We start from the raw sequence: 22,189 nt of genomic DNA, 5'->3' as shown, positions 1-22,189 counted from the left end.
GATGGGCGTCGATCGACGTCTGGGCAGCTCATGGTCGGTCCCGCCTGGTGACGACGATCACTTTCTGTGATTTCCGCTCCGCCAGGCCCGTAACCCGTGCCCGGTCCGCCGCGTTTCTCCGGGTGCGACCGGTGGTTGTCCCGGCAGGACCGGGTCACCGAGGTCCGACCGGCACGCCGGACGGCGCCTCACCTCCGTGGTGTCACACTGCCGCCCGGTCGCCGGCAAGCACGGCGGCCGACCGGCCGTGACCAGCGAGAGGAGGTGCCCGCGGTGGACGACATCCTCTTCTCCCGTCGGCGCGCGGAGCGTTTCGCGCAGCTTCTCGACGAGGCCAACGGTGGCCGGCGGCACCACGTCCGGTCCCGGCTGGACGGCCAACTCGCGCCGCTCGTCGCAGTGAGCCAACGGCTCAGCGCCGACCCCCCAGCGGTCGAGGCGGACCCCGACTTCCGTACCGGCCTGCGGGCGATGCTGCTCGCGACCGCCGAACGGGAGGGTATGGGCACCGCCCCGGCGGCCAACGAGCCGAACCCAGCACGTTCCGCCAGCACCGCTCGCGGTCCGCTACTCCCGGCGGTCACCGCCCGGCGGGCCCGTGCGCGCGGCGCGATCCTGATCGGCGTCGCCGCTGGCGCCATCGCCGTCTCCGGCATCTCCGCCGCGAGTGAGAACGCAGTCCCCGGCGACGCGCTGTACGGCATGAAGCGCTCGACGGAGCGCGCCCAGCTCGCCCTGGCCAGCTCGGACATCAGCCGCGGCCAGCTCTTCCTCGACTTCGCCCGCACCCGACTCGGCGAGGCCGCCGAGCTGCGCGGCGACCGGATCGGGTTCAACGCGGTCCTCGACGACATGGACGCGGACACCCGGCAGGGCATCCGCCTGCTCACCTCGGCGGCGGTGCAGCGGGCCGAGCCGGCCAGCCTCGACACCGTCAATGCCTTCGTCACGAGCCAGCGCCGGGCGGTGGGTAACCTGCTCAGCGGCGCCAGCCGCGCGGACCGTGAGCGGACCCGGCAGTCGCTGACACTGCTGGACACCATCCGCGAGCGCTCGGACGCGGTGCGCGCGGCGATCGGCTGCGGGCTGCCGGCGCCGAAGGGCAGCGATGCCCTCGGCCCCACGCCCACCGCCTGCCCCGGCGCACGCTGACGTCACCCGGGGTGACCCGCCCCGACTACTCCCTTACCGCAGGTCCCTCCGTGGTGCCGCAGTTCGTTCGGTGCCCGGCCGGTCCTCGGCGTACTCCGGCTACCCTCGCTGAAGGTGTCATTTGACCTGGCGAGAAGGGAGTCGCGTGGCGCGTATACGTAAGCTGACGGTCAGCACCGACGCCCAGGGTCACACCGCCGGCTGGGCGGAGACCGAGCTGGCCCCGCCCGCACCGGACCCGTGCGCGGCCGCCTTCTTCGACGTGGACAACACGATGATGCAGGGCGCGTCGATCTACTGGTTCGCCCGCGGCCTCGCCGCCCGGAAATACTTCACCAGCACAGACCTCGCCCGGTTCGCCTGGCAGCAACTCCGCTTCCGGGTGCTCGCCCGGGAGCACGCCGGTGACATGTCGCAGGCCAAGGACGCCGCGCTGGCGTTCATCGAGGGCTGGCGGGTGGACGACGTGGAGCGCCTCTCGGAGGAGATCTTCGACGAGCTGATGGCACCGCGGATCTGGGCCGGCACCCGCCAGCTCGCCCAGCGCCACCTGGACGCCGGCCAGCGAGTCTGGCTGGTCAGCGCCGCCCCGGTGGAGATCGGCCGGGTGATCGCCGCCCGGCTCGGCCTGACCGGCGCGATCGGCACCGTGGCCGAGGTGCTGGACGGGGCGTACACCGGGCGGCTGGCGGGCGACCTCATGCACGGGCCGGCGAAGGCCGACGCGGTCACCCAGCTCGCCGCTGTCGAGGGTCTGGACCTGACCCGCTGCGCCGCCTACAGCGACTCGGCCAACGACCTGCCGCTGCTCTCCGCCGTGGGCCGGGCGGTGGCGGTCAACCCGGACGGCACGCTGTTACGGCAGGCCCGGCAGCACGGCTGGGAGGTACGGGACTTCCGCACCGGCCGACGAGCGGTCAGGATCGCCGTACCGTCGACCGCGGCGGCCGGGGTGGTGGCCGGCGCGGTGACCGCCGGCCTGGCGCTGCACCGCCGTCGCCGCAGCAGCTGACCAGCGGCCTCAGGGGCCGAACGGGTCGGGCCGCTGCTCGAGCAGCTTGTGCACGGTCTGTTGGATGGTCTCCCGCACCTGGTCGGCGAGGTTGAAGACCACCAGCGGGTCGTCCGCCGAGTCGATCAGGTGCGCGGTGGGAATCGGCGCGCAGAACTCGATCAGCCATTTGCTGGGCAGCGGCACCATGCCCAGCGGCCCGAGCAACGGGAAGGTCGGTGTGACCGGGAAGTAGGGCAGTTTGAGCAGCCGCGCGAGGGGCTTGATGTCGGCGAGCATCGGGTAGATCTCCTCGCCGCCGACGATGGCCACCGGCACGATCGGGGTGCCCGTCCGCAGCGCCGCCGAGACGAAACCGCCCCGGCCGAACCGTTGCAGCTTGTAACGGTCGGCGTAGAGCTTGCCGACGCCCTTGAACCCCTCGGGGAAGACGCCGACCAGGTCGCCGCCGCCGAGCAGCCGCTCGGCGTCCGGGTTGCACGCCACCGTGCCGCCGGTCTTGCGGGCGATCTCCGAAACCACCGGCATCCGGAAGACCAGATCGGCGCCGAGCAGACGCAGGTAGCGGCGGGCGGGGTGCCGGTCGTGCAGCGCCGCCGACAGGATCAACGCGTCCAGCGCCACCGTGCCCGAGTGGTTGCCGACGACCAGGGCGGGCCCGTCGACCGGCACGTTCTCCACGCCGCTGACCTCGGTGCGGAACCAGTCCCGGTAGAGCAGCCGCAGCAGCGGGTGGAAGACCGCGTCGGTCAGGTCCGGGTCGAAGCCGAACTCGTCGACCTCGTAGTCACCGGAGAGCCGCCGGCGCAGGAATGCCAGGCCGTTGGCGACCTTGCGGTCCCAGTGGTCCCCCGGCCGGTCCGGCACGGCCGGGTCGGTGCCACCTGATCCGCCGACCCGCCGGCCGGCCGGTGCGTCGGTGGCCGGCTCGTCCGTGGCCGGCTCGTCGGTGGCCGCGGTGTCGACCCCGTCCGTGGCCGCGGCGTCGACCCCGTCGGCCGGCGTCGGGGTCGGGGCGACCTGGGCCGCGGGTCGATGTCCGTTGCGCCGCGCCGACTCCGGAGCCGGCGCGGTCGGACCTGACGGTACGTCGAAACGACCGATGCTGGCCCCGTCGCGCCCCTCGCCCGGCCCGGTCATGACCGCTCCCGAACTGTGGCGCGGACTCGCCGAATGCCATCCAGGACAAGTTGTTCGGCGGCCGCCAACTGGCTGCGGGTCACCACCACTCCGCCGTGGTGGGCGTGGATGAAGTCCGTGAAGGCCTCGGCGGTGGTGCGGGGCGTGAAGCCGTACTCCTGCTCCAGCCGGGTCGTGTCGACGACCCGGCCGTGCACGAATAGATCGACCTGGTCCAGGCCGTAGCGGCCGAAACCCAGGCTGCGGGCCAGCGCGGCGGCGCCGGAGAGCCCTGGCTCCAGCACCGGCACGGCCACCCGACCGGCCCGGCGGATCGCCTGGGACAGCGACAGCACTCCGGGGCCCGCGACGTTGTAGGTGCCGGGATGATCCTCGACGATCGACCGGTGCAGCACCTCCAACGCGTCCTCGAAGTGCAGGAACTGCAGGCGGGGATCGCGGCCGAAGACGGTGGGCACGAACGGCTGGGAGAAGTAGCGGGTCAGCGTGGTGTCGGCGGTCGAGCCGATGAACGGCGCGAAGCGCAGCACCGTCGCCGTGACGTCGGGTCGGCGACGCCGGAAGCCGCGCACGTACCCCTCGACGTCGAGGATGTCGCGGCCGAAGCCGCCGCGCGGCACCTCGCGCGGTTCGGTCTCCTCGGTGAACACGGCGGGATCCCGGAACGACACACCGTACGCGGCGGTCGACGAGCGGACCACGAGCTTGCGCAGCCGGGGTGCTCGCTGGCAGGCGGCGAGCAGCTGCATGGTGCCGATGACGTTCTGGTCCTTCATGGTCGACCGACCACCGTGCTGCGGATCGGGTGCGCTGACCAGAGCGAGGTGGACGACAGCGTCGACATCCAGGTCGGCGAGCAGCCCGCCGAGCGAGCCGCTGTCGACGTGGATCCGTTCGACCCGGTCGAGCAGATCGGTCAGCTCGGGACCGGGCTCGGGTGCGTCCACCCCGATGACCCGCTCGATGCGCGGGTCGGCGGCCAGCCGGGCCGCGACGTGGGCACCGAGGTAGCGGCCGACCCCGGTGACGACGACGACCCCCGGAGCACCTGGGGTGCTACCGGGGGTCATCTGACGCACCTACCTCGACAGGAGGGATCGAGCCGGGTCAACCACGGCCTGATCACCTGAGCCTCCGAGGGTCGACAGTTGGCAAGTGACGCCGGACGCCGGGCCGTTGGCCCGGCGGCGATCACTTGCCGAGACGGCGACGCTGGACGCGGGTCTTGCGCAGCAGCTTGCGGTGCTTCTTCTTAGCCATGCGCTTGCGGCGCTTCTTGACCACCGAGCCCATACGACAGCCTTTCGATGCAACGTGCGGGGGCGGACCGGATGACACCACGCGAGTGGCGACGGTGACCGCTTGCGGACAACGGACCGGACCAGTCTGGGCGGCGGGGCGCACCGGTGGGGTCTCGGTCGGGCTCCAGGGTAACCGGCGAGCGTCAGCAGGACCAACGCGGCCCCGTCGATACCGGCCTGCCGTTGGTGACCGCGGGGCTCGCAGGCCCAATCCTCGCGCTCACCGACGCCCGTCACGTCGCACTCGGGCAGCGGCCCGGTAGCTCAGGCGGTCTCCTGGAAGGCGCCCCGCAGGTATTCGTGCACCGCGTGCTCGGGCACCCGGAATGACCGGCCGACCCGCACCGCGGTGAGCTCACCGCTGTGCACCAGGCGATAGACCGTCATCTTCGACACCCGCATGACTGTCGCCACCTCGGCGACGGTAAGGAACTTGACCTCCGACAGCCGTCCGTCGGACTGCGACCCGGCCATGGCTCACCGACCCATCCCATGCCCGGCGCGTGCCAACCCGACGGATGCTCCGGGCCGGGCCGGCGACGCGCGTGTTACCAGTACGGTAGCGGGACGGCTGTGACCGGCGCGATCCCTTCGTACAACTGATCATGTGTCGGCCGCCGGTTCACCCGATCCGCGCTCCCGATATCTCCCTGCCTGCGACCGACGTCCGGTTGCGGTCCGGCGCGTACCGACTCACTCGGCGCGCAGCGCGACCACCGGGTCGAGTCGGCCGGCCCGTTGCGCGGGCACCACCCCGAAGACGATGCCGACCACGGCCGAGACGCCGAAGGCGAGCGTCAGCGACCACCAGGTGATCGCCGCCGGGATCGGGGACAGCGCGTCCACCACGAGTGCGGTGCCGACGCCGAGAGCCATCCCGGTCAGGCCACCGATCGAGGTGAGCAGCACCGCCTCCAGGAGGAACTGCACGCCGATGTCGCGGGGACGGGCGCCGACGGCCTTGCGCAGCCCGATCTCCCGGGTCCGCTCCCGAACGCTGACCAGCATGATGTTGGAGACCCCGACCCCGCCGACGAGCAGCGAGATGCCGGCGATGGCGGCCAGCACGCCGGTGAGCACGCCGAGGATGTCGCCGAGTACACCGAGGATCTGCTGCTGGGTGACGGCGCTGAACTCGGTGTCCGGGTGCCGCCGGCTCAATTCGGCGACGATGCGCTCGCCCAACTCGTCGATCCGCTCCCGGTCCGGTGCCTTCACGGCGATGCCGTCCACCCGCTGGGTGCCCCAGAGTCGCTGCGCTGCGGTCACCGGCACGTGCACCTCGTCGTCCCGGTCGACGCCGAGGCTCTGCCCGAGCGGCGTGAAGACGCCGATCACCCGGAACCGCACGCCCGCGAGCGTCACCTGCTGGCCGAGCGGGTCGCGGTCAGGAAAGAGGGCGCGGGCCACCGAGTTGCCGAGGACCGCGACCCGCCGGCTGGTGTCCACATCCGTCCTCGTGAGGTAGCGGCCCCTGGCCAGCGAACGGGTGAACACCGCCGGGGTGGTCTCCAGGACGCCCTGCACGGTGGTGAAGTCGGAGCGCGTACCGGCCCGCGCGGTCGCCCCGGACGCGACGGTGACCGCGACCCGCTCCGGATCACCGACGACCCGGGAGACCGCGTCCACGTCCTTGAGCGTCAGCGGTGAGACCACCGGTGCGGTGCCCACCTCGATCTTGCCGGGCACCACCAGCAACAGGTTGGAGCCGAGCCCCTCGACCTGTTGTTCCACCTTTTGCTTGGTGCCGGTGCCGATGGCCACCAGCAGCACCACCGAGGCCACCCCGATGATCACTCCGAGCATGGTGAGCGCGCTGCGCAGCCGGTTGGCCCGGAGCGCGTCCAGCGCCACCCGCCACGCCTCGGCGATCCTCACGACCCGCTCCCCCCGGCGGCGTGGTCCGCCGCGTCGACGGCAGGGTCCGTGGCGGCGGGCGAGCGCGGAAGGCGCCCGGCGGCCCCGGCGGCCCCCCCGAAGCCACCGGGCGGGTGCCCCGGTCCCCGTCCGGACGCGGACCGGGGCTCCGCGCTGGGAGCGGGGACCAGTGTCGCAGGTCGACCGTTGTCGTCGGACAGCGGTCGATCATGAAGCGGGGTTCGAGGGGTGGCGCTGTCCGCCACCACCTCGCCGTCGCGCATGGTGATCCGACGACGGGCCCGAGCCGCCACCTCCTGGTCGTGGGTGACCATCACCAGCGCCACCCCCGATTCGGCGTTCAGCCGCTCCAGCAGCTCCAGCACGGCAGCGCCGGTGACGCTGTCCAGGTTGCCGGTGGGCTCGTCGGCCAGGAGCACCGTCGGCTCGGTGACCAGAGCGCGGGCGATGGCGACGCGCTGCTGCTCGCCGCCGGACATCTGGTTGGGCCGGTGGTCGAGCCGGTGCCCGAGGCCGACCCGACCGAGCATCGCCGCGGCCCGCTCCCTTCGCTGCCGGGCCGGCACACCCCGGTAGACCAACGGCAACGCCACGTTGTCCACCGCCGAGGTGCGGGCCAGCAGGTGGAACGCCTGAAAGACGAAGCCGATCGTCTCGTTGCGCAGGGTGGCCATCTCCGGTGGGGAGAGGGCGTTGACGTCCCGCCCGCCGATCACCAGCCGGCCGCCGGTCGGCCGGTCGAGCCCGCCCAGCAGGTGCATGAGGGTGGACTTGCCGGAGCCGGACGGGCCGACCAGCGCCACGTAGTCGCCCGGCGCGACCGTCAGGGACACCCCGCGCAGCGCCTCGACCGACAACCCGTCCAGCTGGTACGTCCGGGACACGTCCACCGCCTCGATCGCGGGTACGCGTTCGCCGTCCAGGACCGGCACGGCGGGTCCGGTCACCGCACCTCCTGGCCGTCGCGTACCTGGTCGGTGCCGCGCACCACGATCCGGTCGCCGGCCTGCACGCCGTTGAGGATCTGCACCAGGTCTGACCCCTGCACACCCACCGTCACCGCCGCCCGGCCCGCCTTGCCGTCGCGGACCACCCAGACCGCGTCCCGCCCGTCGGCCGAGAACACCGCCGAGGCGGGAACGGTCACCGCGTCGGCGGCCTCGCGGACCCGCAGGTGGACGATCGCGTTCATGCCAGGGCGCGGTGCCGGGGCCGGCTCGTCCTCGGCCAGCTTCCCGGCGCCCAGCGTGAGGCGTACCCGATAGGTCACCCCGCCCTGCGCGGAGCTGGTGGGGAGCACGTCGACCGAGCGGACCGCGGCGTCGTAGGTGGCGCCACCGACGGCGTCCAACTCGACCGTGGCGGCCACCCCCGCACGCACCAGCAGCACGTCGGTCTCGTCGACCTCGGCCAGCAGGCCCAGCTGCCCGGTGTCGACCACGGTGAGCACCGGCGTGCCGGCGGTGACCCGGCCGCCGACCGCCACCGCGTCGTCCACGCCAGCAGGCGGCCCACCCTGGTTGGGGCCGGCCAGCACCGACGGGTCGATCCCGGCCGCCTGAGCGCCACCGGCCTGTGCCAGCAGCCCGGCGAGATCACCGGGCGAGCCGCTGCCGGCCCGGGTGCCGCCAGGCTGCACCACGCCGGCGATCGGGGCGCGCAGGGTCAGCGCGTCGACGGTCGCCTTCGCCAGGTCGTACGCCTGCTGGGCCTGGAGGCGCTGCGCCGCGGAGAGTGCGCCGACGGCGGAGTTCAGCCCGCTGATGCCCCGCTGCACCGCGCGGACGGCCTCGTCGGCGCTGCGGGCGGCGGCGGCGTACTGCCGCTGCGCGGAGGTCACCTGGGCGATCAGCGCGTCGCGCACCTGCGGGTCGGCGATCTTTTCGGCGGCCTTCCGGGCGGCGTCGAACGCGTCGTCGGCGGCCTTGTCCGTGCCGCGCCGGCTGCCGCTCAGCTCACCGGTGGAGACACCCCGGCCGGCCCGCTTCGCGGCGGCCAGCGCCTCCCGGGCCTGACGCAGCCGATCCTGGGCCGAGGGTGAGGCGACGACCGCGAGCACCTGACCGCGCTTGACGCGCTGGCCGGGTTGGACCGGCATGCTGGCCAGGGTGCCGTCGGCGGGAGCGGTCAGGGTGGCGGCGGCCCGTGCGGTGACGGTCGCCGGAGCGTCGATCACCTCGGTCACCGGGTTTCGGGCCGCCGAGGCCAGCGCGAAGTCGGGGTCGTCGTCGCCGCAGGAAGCGGCGGTGGTGGCGGTGAGGACGGCGATGGCGGTCAGGGCGGTGAGCAGGCGAGGCCGCGTGGCTCTGGAGGGCCGCGGCGTTTGGGTGCGGCGCACCCATCGATGGTACGGGTCACCCCCAGCGCATCGACGGCGGCCGGCCGCCCGCCCTCAGGCGACGGCGGCGCGGACGGACGCGACGCACTCGTCGTGCAGCACCGACCACCGCTCGCCGAACGCCTGCTCGGCGGCGACATCGAGCGTCTTGCGCTCGTGCAGCACGGCCTTGAAGAAGGTGAGTAGCCGCTCCGGCCCGTAGCGGTCGACGAGGTGTCGGACGGCGAGGTAGCCGACACCGTAGCTGCCGCCGACGCGTTCGGCCGGGGCGTCGTCGGCGGGGGTGATGCCCTCCAGCCGACCGTCCCAACTGCTCTGGACCAGCTTGCGCACCTCGGCGAGCCCCTCGTACCGGTCGATCGGCTGCCCGCCGGCGCCCGCGAACTCGGCCAGCCCCTCCACCAGCCACCAGGTCGCCTTGCCCGGGTAGCCGCGCTCGGGCAGCGAGGCCGCGTGGGTCAGCTCGTGTCGGAGCAGGTCGTCGGTGCCGCTGCTGGGCAGGCCGTCGGCGTTGAGCACCACCTCGTGGTGGCCGCCGCCCACCGTCACCGCGTAACCGCCGGTCCACTGTGGCCGGCCGCCGCCGTACCAGCGCTTCCACTCGGCGGGACCGGCGTAAAAGATCCGGTACCGGTCCGGTGGCGACCCGGTCACCACGTACCCGTCGGCGACCTTGGCCGCCGCTTCGGCCTGGGCGAGCAGGCTGGGCAGCTTGCCGCGCAGCGCCGGGGTCGTGGCGACGATGGTCCGCGCGCCGATCGCCACGGCCAGGTCGCTGACCTCCCAGGGCCGGGTGCCGGTCTCCACCGACTTGGACTCCTCGAGGGCGACCAGCAGGGGCTGGTCGCCGTTCTCCCGCCAGCGGGTGCCGATGAGCACGGGGCTGGGCTGGCAGGTCGGTGCCACGAAGCAGTACTGGAAGCGCACGAGCAGCCGCCACTCGCCCGGCTTGCCCTCGACGGGCACGGGCAGGCCGCTCGGCTCGGCCCGCCAGACGGTCACCTTGAGCGCGCGCAGCGCGGCGAAGCGGCGGCGCAGGTCGGCGTGCGCGGGGGCCTCGGCGACGGCGAGGTAGCCGGCCCGGTCGCCGCCGACCAACGCGGTGGACTGCCGTTGGAGCTGCGCGGTCATCCGGTCGGAAAGCCCGCGGGCCACCTCGGTGGCCGGGTCGTCGGCCGCCGAGGCACCGAACCGGCTGATTGTGGCGCGGCTGCCGGACTCCCGGATCACGCCCACCACGAGCAGCGCTGGCAGGCCGCAGCCCAGCAGCAGGACGACCACCACGAGCACCGTCCACAGCGGCCAGAGCCGCCGCGGCGCAAGCTGCCGCACCCCGTCAGTCACCCGCCGAAGGGTACGACCAATCGGCGGCACAGGCGAGGCCGGTACCGCCCCGGCGGCGGTCGGATGGATCAGGCGGCGCGGTGCAGCAGAAATGTGACGACGGCCCAGACGACGACCACGGCCAGGCCGAGCCACGCGTGCCCGAGCAGGGCGAGCATCCCGCCGCCGACCACGAACCAGCCGACCTGGAACGCGTACTTGGCCGGCGGTGGCAGCGACACCGGGGCCCGCGGCGAGCCGAGAGCACCCCAGAGCCCCGCGAGCAGCAGCGGAACACCGATGGCGGCGGCCAGCCGGACGGCGGTGGGGGCGTTCAGGGACCAGCCCCAGCGCACACCGATCGCCAGCACGGCGAGCTCCAATAGAAAGATCAACAGCAGCGCGAGCCCTCGGATCACGGTCGTCACCCCTGCTCCTGCTGGTCCGCAGCCTGCCGGGTGCCGGGCCAGGAACGGAAGGATGTGTCCAGGCTGGCGACCAGCTGGTGGTACGAACGGTCGACCTCGCGGGGCAGGCCGAACCCACCGCCCAGCTCGAGCGCCACGAACCCGTGCAGGGCGCTGCGCAGCGCTCTCGTGGCGTCCACGGCGTCGTCGCCGGTGAGCCCGTAGCCGCGGAGCACCGCGTAGATGGCGCCGACCGCCCGCTCGCCCGCCACGACGTGCTCGGGGTCGGCCGGGTCGGGCGCCCGCTGAGTGGCCGGGTAGCGGCCGGGGTGCCGCTTGGCGTAGTCGCGGTACGCGCTGGCCATCGCCTGTAGCGCGTCCACGCCGGCTCGGCCGACGGCGGCGGTGGTCAGCTCGTCGGCCAGCTCGGCGGTGGCCAACGCGGAGAGCTTCTGGGCCAGCTCGTCCGCCCCACGGACGTGCTTGTAGAGGCTGGGCAGCGCCACGCCGAGCCGCCCGGCGAGCGCGGCCAGCGTGAGCTGCTGGTAGCCGACCTCGTCGGCCAGCCGGGCGGCCTCCCGTACCACGGCCTGCTGGTTGAGCCCGACCCTAGGCACTGGCGCAGACCGCCAGGAAGCCGAGCAGTTCGTCCGCCGTCCGCTGCGGCCGGTCGGCGTGCGGGTAGTGCCCGGACTCCTCGATCATCCGGGCCTCGGCGGTGCGGAACAGCCGCCGGGCGGCCCGCGCCTCGGCGCCCGGGTCGGGGAAGTCCGGGTCCTTGGCTCCCATCAGCACCAACACCGGCTGCTCGACCGCAACGGCCCGGTCGGTCCAGTGCGGCTCGACCGGCGCGATCACACCGCGCACCGCGGCCATCCGGCCGGGCTCGCGCAGGTTGGCCACCATCGACCTGCGGTACGCGGCGTCGTCGGCGGGCCGATGGACCGGGAAGAGCGTGTTGTGGAACATCCCGAACAGTCGAGGGCTGCGCAGCACGACGGTCTGGGCCAACCGGATCAGTGGGTTCATCTTCTGGCCGACGAACGCGCCGATCTGCACGATGCCGGCAACCAGGTCGGGCGCGTCGGTCGCGGCGAAGACCACCGCCGCCGCACTGGACGAACTGCCGACCAACACGGCCGGCCCGGCGTCGATCTGGCGGACCACGGCCAGCAGGTCGGCGCCCACCTCGGCCGGGGCGTACGTGGGCCAGCCGGCGCTGGACTCCCCGTGCCCCCGGACGTCCACCGAGGCGACCCGGTGGCCGGCCGCGACCAGCAGCGGCACCAGGTGTCGGAAGCTCGCCCGATTCTCACCCATGCCGTGCGAGAGCACGACCAGCGGGCCCTCCCCCTGCACCTCGTACGCGATGTGTCCGCCGTCCCGCCGCACCTGGCTAGCTGTCATAGCTTTAAAGCTAACCTTGTTAGCCACGTTCGTCAAGTCGGAGATACGAACGGGCCGGCAGGACCACAGGGGGTCACCGCCGGCCCGTCGGCCGAATCGTGGGGACTACTTCTTGGAGATCAGGGCGCGGCCGAAGAAGACCAGGTTGGCGGGGCGCTCGGCGAGCCGCCGCATCAGGTAGCCGTACCACTCGTCGCCGTAGGGGACGTAGGTGCGCACGGTGTAGCCCTCGCCGGCCAGCCGGGCCTGCTCCTCGGGGCGGATGCCGTAGAGCATCTGGAACTCGAAGCGCTCCGGCCCCCGGTCGAACCAGCGGGCCCGGTCCTCACCGATGGCGATCATCCTCGGGTCGTGGGTGGCCAGCATCGGGTACCCGTCGCCGGACATCAGGACGTTCATGCAGCGGACGTAGGACTTGTCCACCTCGCGGGCCGACTGGTACGCCACCGACTCGGGCTCCTTGTAGGCGCCCTTGCACAGCCGCACCCGCGAGCCGGCGGAGGCCAGCTCCCGGCAGTCCGACTCGGTCCGGCGCAGGTACGCCTGGAGCACCGCGCCGGTCGACGGGAAATCCTTGCGCAGCTTGCCCAGCACCTCCAGCGTCGAGTCGGTGGTGGTGTGGTCCTCCATGTCCAGGGTGACCGTGGTGCCCGCCGCATCGGCCGCCGTGCAGATCGCCCGCGCGTTGTCGTACGCCAACTGCTCGTCGAACATCTGGCCGAGGGCGGAGAGCTTCACGCTCACCTCGGCGGCCGGGGTGAGCCCGGCCCCGCCGAGCATCTTCAGCAGCTTCAGGTATTCGTCCCGGGTGGCGATGGCCTGTTCAGGGGTGACGGTGTCCTCACCCAGGTTGTCGAGGGTGACCGCCAGGCCGTTGTCGACGAGGTCGCGGGTCGCGCGCAACGCGTCGTCGGTGGCGGCGCCGGCGACGAACCGGCGGACGACGTCCCGGGTGAACGGGGCAGTCGCGACGAGCCGCTCGACCTGGGATGACCGGGAGGCGGCGAGGATGACGGAACGGAGCATGAGCCGAGCGTAACGCCCCTGCGGGGGCCCCTGCCGAGGGGCGGCCGGGCACCGGCGCCGGACCACTTTCGCGCGGGGCGGGGCGGCGGCGGTGGCGTCGATCGGCTACAACGATGCCGTGGACCAACGCCCCCGCCGCCGACTGCGGTCGGCCTCCGTGCAGCTCGGCGCGCTCACCGTTCTCGCGCTCGCCCTCTCCGGCTGCAACATGACCTCGGACGACGACGATGACGACGACTGCGCCCTCGGGCCGGTCGGCGGCGGTGACACGGTCGCGCTGGCGATGCGGGTCTCCGCTCCGGCCCCCGAGCGTGCCGCCTCCGAGCCGACGACCGCCGCTCTGCCCGACCGTGGCGGGTTCGGCACCCACCTCGCCTCCTGCGGCGGCTGAGGTGCGCCGGGAGTCGGTCGCGCCACGACCCGACTGGGACGCCACCATCCGCGCCCAGGGGCTGGTCTACGTCGACACCGAGCTGCCCGACGGCAGCATCATGTCGTACTGGGACGAGACCGCCGCGTACGCCTTCGACCTGGACGAGGTGCTGCGGCTGGAGGAGGCCACCGAGGAGCTGCACCGGATGTCGGTGGCCGCCGCCGAGCACGTGGTGACCCAGGGCCGGTACGCCGAGTTCGGCATCCCGGCCTGGGCGGCCGAGGCGGTGGCCCGGTCGCTGCGCGAGGCGCCACCCACCCTCTACGGGCGCTTCGACCTCGCCTACGACGGCAGTTGGCCACCGAAGATGCTGGAGTACAACGCGGACACCCCGACCGCGCTGGTCGAGGCGAGCATCATCCAGTGGTTCTGGCTGGAGCAGACCCGACCGGAGCTCGACCAGTGGAACAGCCTGCACGAGCGGCTGGTCGGCGCCTGGGCCAAGATCGGGGCCGGGCTGCACGATCCCCGGGTGCACGTGGTCTGGTCGAACGAGGAGGAGTCCGGCGAGGACCACATGACCGCCGGCTACCTCGCCGAGACCGCGCGGCAGGCCGGCCTCGGCGTGGAGCTGCTGCCGATCCAGGAGATCGGCTGGGACGGCCGGCGCTTCGTCGACCGCGACGACCGCCCGGTGACCACCTGCTTCAAGCTCTACCCCTGGGAGTGGATGCTGGCAGAGCCGTACGGGCCGGCAGCCGTGGACCCGGGCACCCCGACCACCTGGATCGAGCCGGCCTGGAAGCTGCTGCTGTCCAACAAGGCGCTGCTCGCGGTCCTCTGGGAGCTGTACCCCGGCCACGAGTACCTGCTCCCGGCGTACCTCGACTCGCCGCGCGGCATGCCGGAGTACGTCGTCAAGCCCCTGCTCGGTCGTGAGGGCGGCTCGGTGCGCATCGTCACGGGCGAGCAGGAGATCACCAACCCGGGGATCTACGGCGACGAGGGCTGGTGCTACCAGGAGTTCCGGGCACTGCCACAGTTCGCGGGCAACCGGGTGGTGCTGGGCAGCTGGATCGTCGACGGCGAGTCGGCCGGCGTGGGGGTACGGGAGAGCAAGAGTCTGATCACCGACGGGTACGCGCGCTTCCTGCCGCACTACATCGACGCGCCGCGCACCCCATGAGTCGTCTACCTTTGGAGGCGTGAACTTCGACGCGTACGCCCGGACCGGCGTTGACCTGGTCAACGCACGCCTGGACGACCTCGACGACCTGCGGGCCATCTTCCCCGACGACAACGCCTGGATGCGCGACGAGGTCGCCGACCGGGATGTCGCAACCTTCCGGCGGGCGCAGAAGCGGCTGCGCGACGTCTTCGAGTACGGCACCTCGGGGCGGGACGCCCAGGCGGTGACGGAGCTGAACGCGCTGCTCGAGGCGTACCCCGTGCAGCCGCGCATCTCCGGTCACGACTCCAGCGACTGGCACATGCACGTGACCAGCCGGGGCGCGTCCGTCAGCGCGGAGTACCTGGCCGGGGCTGTCTGGGGGCTCTCGGTCTGGCTCTGCGAGTACGGCAGCGCCCGCTTCGGCGTCTGCGCCGACGAGCGGTGCGGCAACGTCTACCTCGACACCTCGTCCAACTGCTGCCGGCGGTTCTGCTCCGAGCGCTGCGCCACCCGCTCGCACGTGGCGGCACACCGGGCGCGCAAGCGGGCCGCGATCGGCGAGCAGGTGACGGTGGCCCCCCAGCCGACCGCCGGCGCCGATTCGCTGACTCCGGTCAGCTGACGGCGCGCCGGTCGACGCCCGGTCGGCCCCACTCAACGGGGCGGGTCAGGCGTCGACCGGGGACGGCGCGTTCAGGTGCTGACGGGCGAATTCCAGCGCGGCGCGCAGGTCCGCCTCGCGCACCGCGCGGCTCTTCGCGCCCCGGGTGGCCACCTCCACCGCGACCGCTCCGGTGAAACCCCGCCCGGCCAGCGAGGAGAGCAGCTCCCCACAGGGCTGCGTGCCGCGCCCGGGCACCAGGTGCTCGTCGCGGCCCTCACCGGTGCCGTCGCCGAGGTGGACGTGCGCCAACCCGGTGCCCATCCGGTCGGCCATTTCCAGCGGGTCGCTGTGCGAGGCCGCGCAGTGCGACAGATCAAGGGTGTACGACGGGTAGCCGGTGTCGGTGGGATCCCAACCCGGGACGTACGGGACGAACTGGCGGCCGGCCATCCGCACCGGGTACATGTTCTCCACCGCGAAGCGCAACCCACTGAACCGGGCCGCGATCCGCTCCAGACCGTCGACGAACCCGCGCGCGTAGTCCCGCTGCCAGGTGAACGGCGGGTGCACCACGACGGTGGGCGCCCCCAGTGTCTCGGCCAGCTCGGCGGCCCGGCGCAGCCGCTCCCACGGATCCGGGCTCCAGACCCGCTGAGTGACCAGCAGGCAGGGCGCGTGCACCGAGAGCACCGGCACGTCGTAGTGCGCGGACAGGCCGCGCAGCGCGCCCGCGTCCTGGCTGACCACGTCGGTCCAGACCATCACCTCGACACCGTCGTAGCCGAGCGCCGCGGCCAGTTGAAACGCCGCCGCGGTCGGCTCGGGGAAGACCGACGAGCTGGACAGAAGCACCGGAACGCGGGAAGTCACATCAGCCAGGGTAGCCCGGGAGCGCGATCAGATCGGTTCGAGTTGATCCAGCCGACGGAGGATGACTCCCTCACGCAGCGCCCACGGGCAGATGTCCAACGCGTCCAGATCCAGGCGGCGCATCACCGCTTCGGCGACCACCGCGCCGGCCAGCAGTTGGTGGGCCCGGCCCGCGCTGACGCCCTCCAGCTCCATGAGCTGGGCCGGCGGGATGTGCCGGATGAAGCCGATGACCTGCCGCAACCCGGCACGGGTGAGGCTGCGCCGCACCCAGAGCCCGGCACCGGACGGCGCCGCCCCGGCCAACCGGGCCAGGGTGCGGAACGTCTTCGAGGTGGCCACCGCCCGCTCCCAGCCCACCTGGGTGATCTGGTCGAGCACCTTGTCCAGCCGACCGTCCACGTACTCCCGCAGCTTCTCGACGGCCTCGGCCGTCGGCGGCGCCGCGCTGGCCGGGTCGACCCGCAGCCGCTCCCGGGACAGTCGGCCGGCGCCGAGCGGCAGCGAGACCGCGACGTCCGGGTCCTCGTCGATTCCGGCGGCGATCTCCAGCGAGCCGCCGCCGATGTCCAGCACCAGCAGTCGCCCCGCCGACCAGCCGAACCAGCGCCGTACGGCCAGGAAGGTCATCCGCGCCTCGTCCGCGCCGGAGAGCACCGCCAGGCGTACGCCGGTCTCCTCCCGGACCCGCGCCAGCACCTCGGCGGCATTGGTGGCGTCGCGAACCGCGGAGGTGGCGAACGCGATCAGGTCGTCAGCCTCCAGCCCGGTGGACGCCGTCTTGGCCATGCTGACCGCCTTGACCAGGCTGTCCGCGCCCGCGTCGGTCAACGCGCCGTCCGGGCCGATCTGCTCGGCCAGCCGCAGCACCACCTTCTCCGAGTGCGCCGGCCACGGGTGCGCGCCGTGGTGCGCGTCCACCACCAGGAGGTGCACGGTGTTGGATCCGACGTCGAGGACACCCAGTCGCATGGGGAAGACCCTAGGTGCAACATGTTTCCGCGGCTCACCGGCCCACAGACGTGACCACGCGTACGCTGGTCCGGGTGACGATGGAGCTCCGCGTGCTGGTGGACGACCCGGGTGATCCGCGCAGCCGCGAGGTGCCGCTGGACTTCCCCCGGGAGTGGCTCGAGTTTGCCGACCCGGCGGACGAGACCCACCTGATCCGGGCCGACCTGACCTGGTTGCTCTCCCGCTGGACCTGCATCTTCGGCCAGGGCTGCCACGGCATCATCGCCGGTCGGGCAGCCGACGGCTGCTGCTCGCACGGGGCGTTCTTCACCGACTCCGATGACGAGAAGCGGGTCCGCAACGCCGTCAAGCGGCTCACCCCGTCGACCTGGCAGCACTTTCGGCGCGGGTTCAAGAACTGGACCGACGAGGACACCGTCGACGGCAAGACCCCGGCCCGCCGGACGGCCACCCAGGACGCCGACGGCCCGTGCGTGTTCCTCAACGACGCCGGTTTCGCCGGTGGCGGCGGTTGCGCGCTGCACGCCCAGGCCCTGCGCGACGGGGTGCATCCGCTGGAATACAAGCCGGACGTCTGCTGGCAGTTGCCGATCCGGCGGGACCAGGAGTGGGTCAAGCGACCGGACAACAGCAAGGTGCTGGTCTCCACGCTGTCCGAGTTCGATCGCCGGGGCTGGGGCGCCGGTGGGCACGACCTGGACTGGTGGTGCACCTCCTCGACGGAGGCGCACGTCGGGACCGAGCCGATGTATCTCTCGTACGGGCCGGAGTTGACCGCGCTGATCGGCGCGCCCGCGTACGAGCGGCTGGCCGAGCTGTGCGCGATCCGGACCAAGCAGGGCATGGTGGCCCCGCACCCCGCCGACGAGATCTGACCCGGTTCCGCTGATCCTGGTCGGGGAAGTGGTCAGCGGAGGGCGGCGTCGACCAGGGTGCGGGCGCTGTGCCGGGCCGCGTCGGCGATCGCCGGGTCAGCGTCCAGCACGCCACCGGCCAGTCCGCCGTCGAGCAGCAGGGTGAGCTGCCGGGCGAGCAGGTCCGGATCGGCCGCGCCGGCGCGCCGGGCCAGGTCGGTCACCCAGGCCCGGACGACGGTCTTGTGCTCGACCGTACGGGCGTGCACGGCACTGCCGGCGGGCGACTCGGCGGCGGTGTTGATGAATGCGCAGCCGTGGTAGCCGTCCCGGCGGCAGGCACCGGCGAGCGCGTCGAACATCCCGATCAACTGCGCGCGCGGCTCGTCCCCGGCATCCCGGGCGGCGGCCCGTAACGCGCCGAACCACGCCTGGTCGACCTTGTCGAGGTACGCCAGCACGAGATCGTCCTTGCGCGGGAAGTGCTTGTAGAGCGTCGCCTTCGCCACGCCCGACTCGGCGATGACGGTGTCCACCCCCACTCCGCGGGGCCCGTGCGCGTAGAAGAGCCGGAACGCGGTGTCCAGGATCCGGTCCCGGGCCGCGCCGGCCGGGGTGCGAGGCGCAGGCATCGGTACTCCCTCAACGTGCTGGTGGCAGCCCGATCCTACAGACAGCCCCGTCTACCCCTTCCAGCCGGCGCGGGCCTCGACGGGGCAGCAGTAGACAGACCTGTCTGTTAGCTTGTCCGCAACCGGGCGCGAGGCCCCCTGACGGAGGAACGATCACCATGCGCATCGCAGTTCTCGGCACCGGTTCGGTCGGCCGGACCATCGCCGCCCGCTCAGCGGAGCTGGGCCATCAGGTCACCATCGGCACCCGCGACGTCGCGGCCACCCGGGCCGGCGAGCACGCCACCTGGGCGGCGCAGCACCCCGAGGTCGGCCTGGCCACCCTGGCCGAGGCCGCCGCCGCTGCCGAGCTGGTGGTCAACGCCACCAACGGCAACGGCTCCCTCCCGGCACTCGCCGCGGCCGGCGCGGCGAACCTGGCCGGCAAGGTCCTGCTCGACATCGCCAACCCGCTCGACTTCAGCGCCGGCTTTCCACCCACCCTGTCGATGCTCAACACCGACTCGCTCGCCGAGCGGATCCAGCGAGAGTTTCCCGAGGCCAAGGTGGTCAAGTCACTCAACACGCTGACCGCCGAGCTGATGGTGCGTCCGCGCCAGCTCGTCGAGGGCGCGCACACCGTCTTCGTCTCCGGCGACGACGCGGAGGCCAAGCGGATCGTCACCGGCCTGCTCGTCAGCTTCGGGCACGCCGACGTGATCGACCTCGGTGACCTCTCCACCGCCCGGGGCACCGAGATGCTGCTGCCACTCTGGCTGCGGCTCTACGGCCGGCTCGGCACCGACATCTTCAACGTCAAGGTCGTCCGCTGACCGACCACCGACAGCCCGAAGGGGGCCCACGCCGAGCGTGGACCCCCTTCGGACGGGCCGATCACGGCTCGAACTTGTAGCCCAGACCCCGGACGGTGACGATGAAGCGCGGCGCGGACGGCTCCGGCTCGATCTTGGAGCGCAGGCGCTTGACGTGCACGTCCAGTGTCTTGGTGTCACCGACGTAGTCGGCACCCCAGACCCGGTCGATGAGCTGGCCGCGGGTCAGCACCCGGCCGGCGTTGCGCAGCAGCAGCTCGAGCAGCTCGAACTCCTTGAGCGGCAGCTGCACGGCACCGCCGTCGACGGTCACCACGTGCCGCTCGATGTCCATCCGGACCGGTCCGGCGGCCAGCGTCGGGGCGCCCGCCTCGGCCACCTCCGGGCTCTGCCGACGCAGCACCGCCCGGATCCGGGCGACCAGCTCCCGGGGCGAGTACGGCTTCGTGACGTAGTCGTCGGCGCCGATCTCCAGGCCGACGACCTTGTCGATCTCACTGTCCCGCGCGGTGACCATGATGATCGGCACGGCCGAGCGCTGCCGAAGCTGCCGGCAGACCTCGGTCCCCGACATCTCGGGCAGCATCAGGTCGAGCAGCACGATGTCGGCGCCGGTGCGGTCGAACTCGGTGAGGGCGGAGGTGCCGGTCGCGGCGACCGAGACCTCGAAACCCTCCTTACGGAGCATGTACGACAGGGCGTCGGAGAACGACTCCTCGTCTTCGACCACCAGTACGCGGCTCAACGGGGATTTCCTTTCATTGCTGTCAGACCTGCCGTAGCTCGGCCGGACCGGTCTCGATCCCAACCGGCGGCAGTGTCGCCAGCAGGTCGTCCGATGGTCGGGCGGGCAGCCGTAGGGTGAACGTCGACCCACCACCAAGAGTGCTCGACACTTCGACCCGTCCGCCATGGTTGCTCGCGATGTGTTTCACGATCGCCAGGCCGAGCCCGGTGCCGCCGGTGGCACGCGAGCGGGCCTGATCGGCCCGGTAGAACCGTTCGAAGACCCGGTCCACGTCCGTCGGCGCGATGCCGATGCCCTGGTCAGCGACGGCGATCTCGATGTGCTCGTCGTCACCGGACAGGTTGATCCGAACCGTGGTGTCCTCGCCCGAGTAGTTGATGGCGTTCTCGACCAGGTTCGCCACCGCCGTGGCGAGCTGGGTGTCGCTGCCGTACGCGGTGAGGCCACGCTCACCGGTCACCGCCACCTCGACGCCCCGGGCGGAGGCCGTGGTGCGTGTCCGGTCGACGACCTCGGCGATCACCCAGTCGACCGCCACCGGCTCCGGGGGCGGCTGCGGCTCGGCGCCCTGCAACCGGGTCAGCTCCAGCAGCTCCTGCACGAGCCGGCCCAGCCGGGTCGACTCGTGCTGGATCCGTTCGGCGAACCGGCGGGCGGCGACCAGGTCCTCGGAGAGGTCGGGCGTCGCGGCGTCGGCGGGCTCGGTGGCGTCCAGCAGCGCTTCGGCGAGCAGTTGGAGCGCCCCGATCGGGGTTTTGAGCTCGTGACTCACGTTGGCCACGAAGTCGCGTCGCACCCGGGCCAGCCGGTGCGACTCGGTCACGTCGACCGCTTCCACGGCGATGAAGCCGTTGCCGATGCCCATGGCCCGCAGGTGCACGCCGAGCGGGTTCTCCCCCGCGCTGTCGCGACCCCGGGGCAGGTCGAGCTCGATCTCGCGCCGTACCCCGGTGCGCCGCACCTGGCCGGCAAGAGTACGGATCAACGGGTGCGCGGCGATGGAGCCCGGCGTGCTGCCGGTGCGCAGCAGACCCATCGCGCGGGCGGCCGGATTGATCAGGACGGGAACGTCGTCGGTGTCCAGCACCACGACACCGGCCCGGAGCGAGTCGATCGTCCGGCGGCCGAGCCCGGCCTGCTGCTCGTCGGCTATCGCGGGCCTCCCCCTGCTCCAGCGGGAGCTGGCGCTCCCCGTCGACGTGGAGCGACCGTCCCGCGCTGGCAGGAACCGGGGCAGCAGGAGACCGGCAGCTATCCCAGCCACCAACGTCACGGCCACCACGACCGCCACCGCCCACTCCACCCGGCGATCGTAGGGTCATTGTTAACCTGGCTACCACACAGACCAGGACGAACCACCCTCACTTTCGGGAATGTTCACCCCCGCGTCTGGCGTCGTTCACCGTGGTTCATCCGGGGTCCGTACGCGCCCCCCTACCGTGGACGTCGCACCTGCTCAACCCCTGCGCCGGCACCCGTCGGCGGCGACCGACCACAGGACGTGATGATGCGCGACGAGTTCCGGGCCGACCTCCAGATCGTCAGCCAACTGCTGGTGGACATGGCGGAGGGCGTCCGCGCCGCCATGCGCCAGGCCACCCGGGCCCTGCTCACCGCCGACCGGCAGGCCGCCGAGACGGTCATCGAGCGGGACGCCGAGATCGACGACCTCTACCGACACGTCGAGGAGCGGGTCTGCGACCTGCTCGCCCGACAGGCGCCGGTCGCCTCCGACCTGCGAGCCATGATCACCGCACTGCACGTGGCCGCTGACCTCGAGCGGATGGGCGACCTCGCCGACCACGTGGCGAAGACCGCGCTGCGCCGGCACCCCTCGCCCGCCGTGCCGGCCGAGCTGCGGACGATCTTCACTGAGATGGCGGAGATCGCCGACCGGATGGCCGTGAAGATCGGCTCGGTGCTCGCCAAGCCCGACGCCGACCTCGCCGGCGAGCTGGACCGCGACGACGACGCCATGGACGAGCTGCACAAGAACCTGTTCGCGGTGCTGCTCGGCGACGACTGGCCGTACGGGGTGGAGACCGCGATCGACGCCACCCTGCTGGGCCGCTTCTACGAGCGCTTCGCCGACCACGCGGTCAACGCCGGCGAGCACGTGATCTACCTGATCACCGGCGAGAACTCGCCCTCGGCGAGCTGATCCAG

25 protein-coding genes are annotated in these 22,189 nt (G+C 72.5%); 8 read left to right on the top strand and 17 right to left on the bottom strand.

Annotated elements, in window-relative coordinates; translation table 11 throughout:
- Positions 1-264 precede the first annotated feature (264 nt).
- Complete coding sequence (locus V6V47_RS17485; protein ID WP_334629316.1) at positions 265-1,152, top strand: DUF5667 domain-containing protein; 888 nt, start codon at positions 265-267, stop codon at positions 1,150-1,152.
- A 145-nt stretch (positions 1,153-1,297) separates the two neighbouring features.
- Entirely contained in the window at positions 1,298-2,164 is an 867-nt protein-coding gene (locus tag V6V47_RS17480; protein ID WP_334629315.1) for an HAD family hydrolase, read from the top strand.
- A 9-nt stretch (positions 2,165-2,173) separates the two neighbouring features.
- Here the strand turns inward: V6V47_RS17480 and V6V47_RS17475 are convergent, their stop codons facing one another.
- From V6V47_RS17475 to V6V47_RS17420, 12 genes are all read right to left on the bottom strand, one after another.
- Positions 2,174-3,031, bottom strand: coding sequence for a lysophospholipid acyltransferase family protein (locus V6V47_RS17475; protein ID WP_334629414.1), 858 nt, complete (start codon positions 3,029-3,031; stop codon positions 2,174-2,176).
- Positions 3,032-3,300: 269 nt separating this feature from the next.
- Positions 3,301-4,374, bottom strand: coding sequence for an NAD-dependent epimerase/dehydratase family protein (locus tag V6V47_RS17470; RefSeq protein ID WP_334629314.1), 1,074 nt, complete (start codon positions 4,372-4,374; stop codon positions 3,301-3,303).
- A 121-nt stretch (positions 4,375-4,495) separates the two neighbouring features.
- On the bottom strand, positions 4,496-4,597 hold the full coding sequence (locus V6V47_RS17465; RefSeq protein WP_007465623.1) for a 30S ribosomal protein bS22: 102 nt from the start codon (positions 4,595-4,597) through the stop codon (positions 4,496-4,498).
- Between the two features lie 272 nt (positions 4,598-4,869).
- Entirely contained in the window at positions 4,870-5,079 is a 210-nt protein-coding gene (locus V6V47_RS17460; RefSeq protein ID WP_007465625.1) for a helix-turn-helix domain-containing protein, read from the bottom strand.
- Positions 5,080-5,298: 219 nt separating this feature from the next.
- On the bottom strand, positions 5,299-6,483 hold the full coding sequence (locus V6V47_RS17455; protein WP_334629313.1) for an ABC transporter permease: 1,185 nt from the start codon (positions 6,481-6,483) through the stop codon (positions 5,299-5,301).
- Positions 6,480-7,430, bottom strand: a complete 951-nt coding sequence (locus V6V47_RS17450; protein ID WP_334629312.1) for an ABC transporter ATP-binding protein — start codon at positions 7,428-7,430, stop codon at positions 6,480-6,482. Before V6V47_RS17450 ends, V6V47_RS17455 begins: the two co-directional genes overlap by 4 nt.
- Positions 7,427-8,821 carry an efflux RND transporter periplasmic adaptor subunit gene (locus V6V47_RS17445; protein WP_334629311.1) on the bottom strand — a complete coding sequence of 465 codons (1,395 nt, stop codon included), beginning with the start codon at positions 8,819-8,821 and terminating at the stop codon, positions 7,427-7,429. Before V6V47_RS17445 ends, V6V47_RS17450 begins: the two co-directional genes overlap by 4 nt.
- Positions 8,822-8,875: 54 nt before the next feature.
- Entirely contained in the window at positions 8,876-10,165 is a 1,290-nt protein-coding gene (locus V6V47_RS17440; protein ID WP_334629310.1) for a hypothetical protein, read from the bottom strand.
- A 68-nt stretch (positions 10,166-10,233) separates the two neighbouring features.
- Positions 10,234-10,572: a DUF2568 domain-containing protein gene (locus tag V6V47_RS17435; protein ID WP_334629309.1), complete on the bottom strand. Its 339-nt coding sequence runs from the start codon at positions 10,570-10,572 to the stop codon at positions 10,234-10,236.
- Positions 10,569-11,168: a TetR/AcrR family transcriptional regulator gene (locus V6V47_RS17430; protein ID WP_334629308.1), complete on the bottom strand. Its 600-nt coding sequence runs from the start codon at positions 11,166-11,168 to the stop codon at positions 10,569-10,571. Before V6V47_RS17430 ends, V6V47_RS17435 begins: the two co-directional genes overlap by 4 nt.
- Complete coding sequence (locus tag V6V47_RS17425; protein WP_334629307.1) at positions 11,161-11,958, bottom strand: alpha/beta fold hydrolase; 798 nt, start codon at positions 11,956-11,958, stop codon at positions 11,161-11,163. Before V6V47_RS17425 ends, V6V47_RS17430 begins: the two co-directional genes overlap by 8 nt.
- A gap of 105 nt (positions 11,959-12,063) precedes the next feature.
- Positions 12,064-12,984, bottom strand: coding sequence for a proline dehydrogenase family protein (locus V6V47_RS17420; protein WP_334629306.1), 921 nt, complete (start codon positions 12,982-12,984; stop codon positions 12,064-12,066).
- A gap of 118 nt (positions 12,985-13,102) precedes the next feature.
- Between V6V47_RS17420 and V6V47_RS17415 the strand changes: the two genes are divergently transcribed.
- Genes V6V47_RS17415 through V6V47_RS17405 form a run of 3 tightly spaced genes read left to right on the top strand, consistent with a single transcriptional unit; the run spans position 13,103 to position 15,150 of the window.
- Positions 13,103-13,375 (top strand): hypothetical protein, encoded by a 273-nt coding sequence (locus V6V47_RS17415; RefSeq protein WP_334629305.1) that lies wholly within the window; start codon positions 13,103-13,105, stop codon positions 13,373-13,375.
- A gap of 1 nt (position 13,376) precedes the next feature.
- On the top strand, positions 13,377-14,543 hold the full coding sequence (locus V6V47_RS17410; protein WP_334629304.1) for a glutathionylspermidine synthase family protein: 1,167 nt from the start codon (positions 13,377-13,379) through the stop codon (positions 14,541-14,543).
- A gap of 19 nt (positions 14,544-14,562) precedes the next feature.
- The gene (locus tag V6V47_RS17405) at positions 14,563-15,150 is read left to right on the top strand and encodes a CGNR zinc finger domain-containing protein (RefSeq protein ID WP_334629303.1); all 588 of its coding nucleotides are present in this window, start codon (positions 14,563-14,565) and stop codon (positions 15,148-15,150) included.
- Between the two features lie 45 nt (positions 15,151-15,195).
- On the opposite strand, the gene V6V47_RS17400 is transcribed toward V6V47_RS17405, so the two are convergent.
- Both V6V47_RS17400 and V6V47_RS17395 read right to left on the bottom strand, forming a co-directional pair.
- Positions 15,196-16,002: a sugar phosphate isomerase/epimerase family protein gene (locus tag V6V47_RS17400; RefSeq protein ID WP_334629301.1), complete on the bottom strand. Its 807-nt coding sequence runs from the start codon at positions 16,000-16,002 to the stop codon at positions 15,196-15,198.
- Between the two features lie 27 nt (positions 16,003-16,029).
- Positions 16,030-16,974, bottom strand: a complete 945-nt coding sequence (locus tag V6V47_RS17395; RefSeq protein ID WP_334629300.1) for a Ppx/GppA phosphatase family protein — start codon at positions 16,972-16,974, stop codon at positions 16,030-16,032.
- 80 nt (positions 16,975-17,054) lie between these two features.
- On the opposite strand from V6V47_RS17395, the gene V6V47_RS17390 reads away from it, so the two are divergent.
- On the top strand, positions 17,055-17,852 hold the full coding sequence (locus V6V47_RS17390) for a hypothetical protein (RefSeq protein ID WP_334629413.1): 798 nt from the start codon (positions 17,055-17,057) through the stop codon (positions 17,850-17,852).
- 32 nt (positions 17,853-17,884) lie between these two features.
- On the opposite strand, the gene V6V47_RS17385 is transcribed toward V6V47_RS17390, so the two are convergent.
- Complete coding sequence (locus V6V47_RS17385; RefSeq protein WP_334629299.1) at positions 17,885-18,463, bottom strand: TetR/AcrR family transcriptional regulator; 579 nt, start codon at positions 18,461-18,463, stop codon at positions 17,885-17,887.
- 158 nt (positions 18,464-18,621) lie between these two features.
- Between V6V47_RS17385 and V6V47_RS17380 the strand changes: the two genes are divergently transcribed.
- Positions 18,622-19,275, top strand: coding sequence for an NADPH-dependent F420 reductase (locus tag V6V47_RS17380; RefSeq protein WP_334629298.1), 654 nt, complete (start codon positions 18,622-18,624; stop codon positions 19,273-19,275).
- A gap of 61 nt (positions 19,276-19,336) precedes the next feature.
- Here V6V47_RS17380 and V6V47_RS17375 read toward each other — a convergent pair whose 3' ends face one another.
- Together V6V47_RS17375 and V6V47_RS17370 are read right to left on the bottom strand one after the other, a co-directional pair.
- On the bottom strand, positions 19,337-20,020 hold the full coding sequence (locus tag V6V47_RS17375; protein ID WP_334629297.1) for a response regulator transcription factor: 684 nt from the start codon (positions 20,018-20,020) through the stop codon (positions 19,337-19,339).
- A 22-nt stretch (positions 20,021-20,042) separates the two neighbouring features.
- Positions 20,043-21,326: a sensor histidine kinase gene (locus V6V47_RS17370; RefSeq protein ID WP_334629296.1), complete on the bottom strand. Its 1,284-nt coding sequence runs from the start codon at positions 21,324-21,326 to the stop codon at positions 20,043-20,045.
- Positions 21,327-21,530: 204 nt separating this feature from the next.
- Here V6V47_RS17370 and phoU point away from each other — a divergent pair, with 204 nt between their 5' ends.
- Positions 21,531-22,184 carry a phosphate signaling complex protein PhoU gene (phoU, locus tag V6V47_RS17365; protein WP_334629295.1) on the top strand — a complete coding sequence of 218 codons (654 nt, stop codon included), beginning with the start codon at positions 21,531-21,533 and terminating at the stop codon, positions 22,182-22,184.
- Positions 22,185-22,189 lie beyond the last annotated feature (5 nt).

Origin of the sequence: Micromonospora sp. CPCC 205539 (assembly GCF_036906815.1) — a bacterium.
Classification (GTDB): Bacteria; Actinomycetota; Actinomycetes; order Mycobacteriales; family Micromonosporaceae; genus Micromonospora.
Note: the sequence above shows the minus strand (reverse complement) of the source record. Positions and strands in the feature narration are given on the sequence as shown.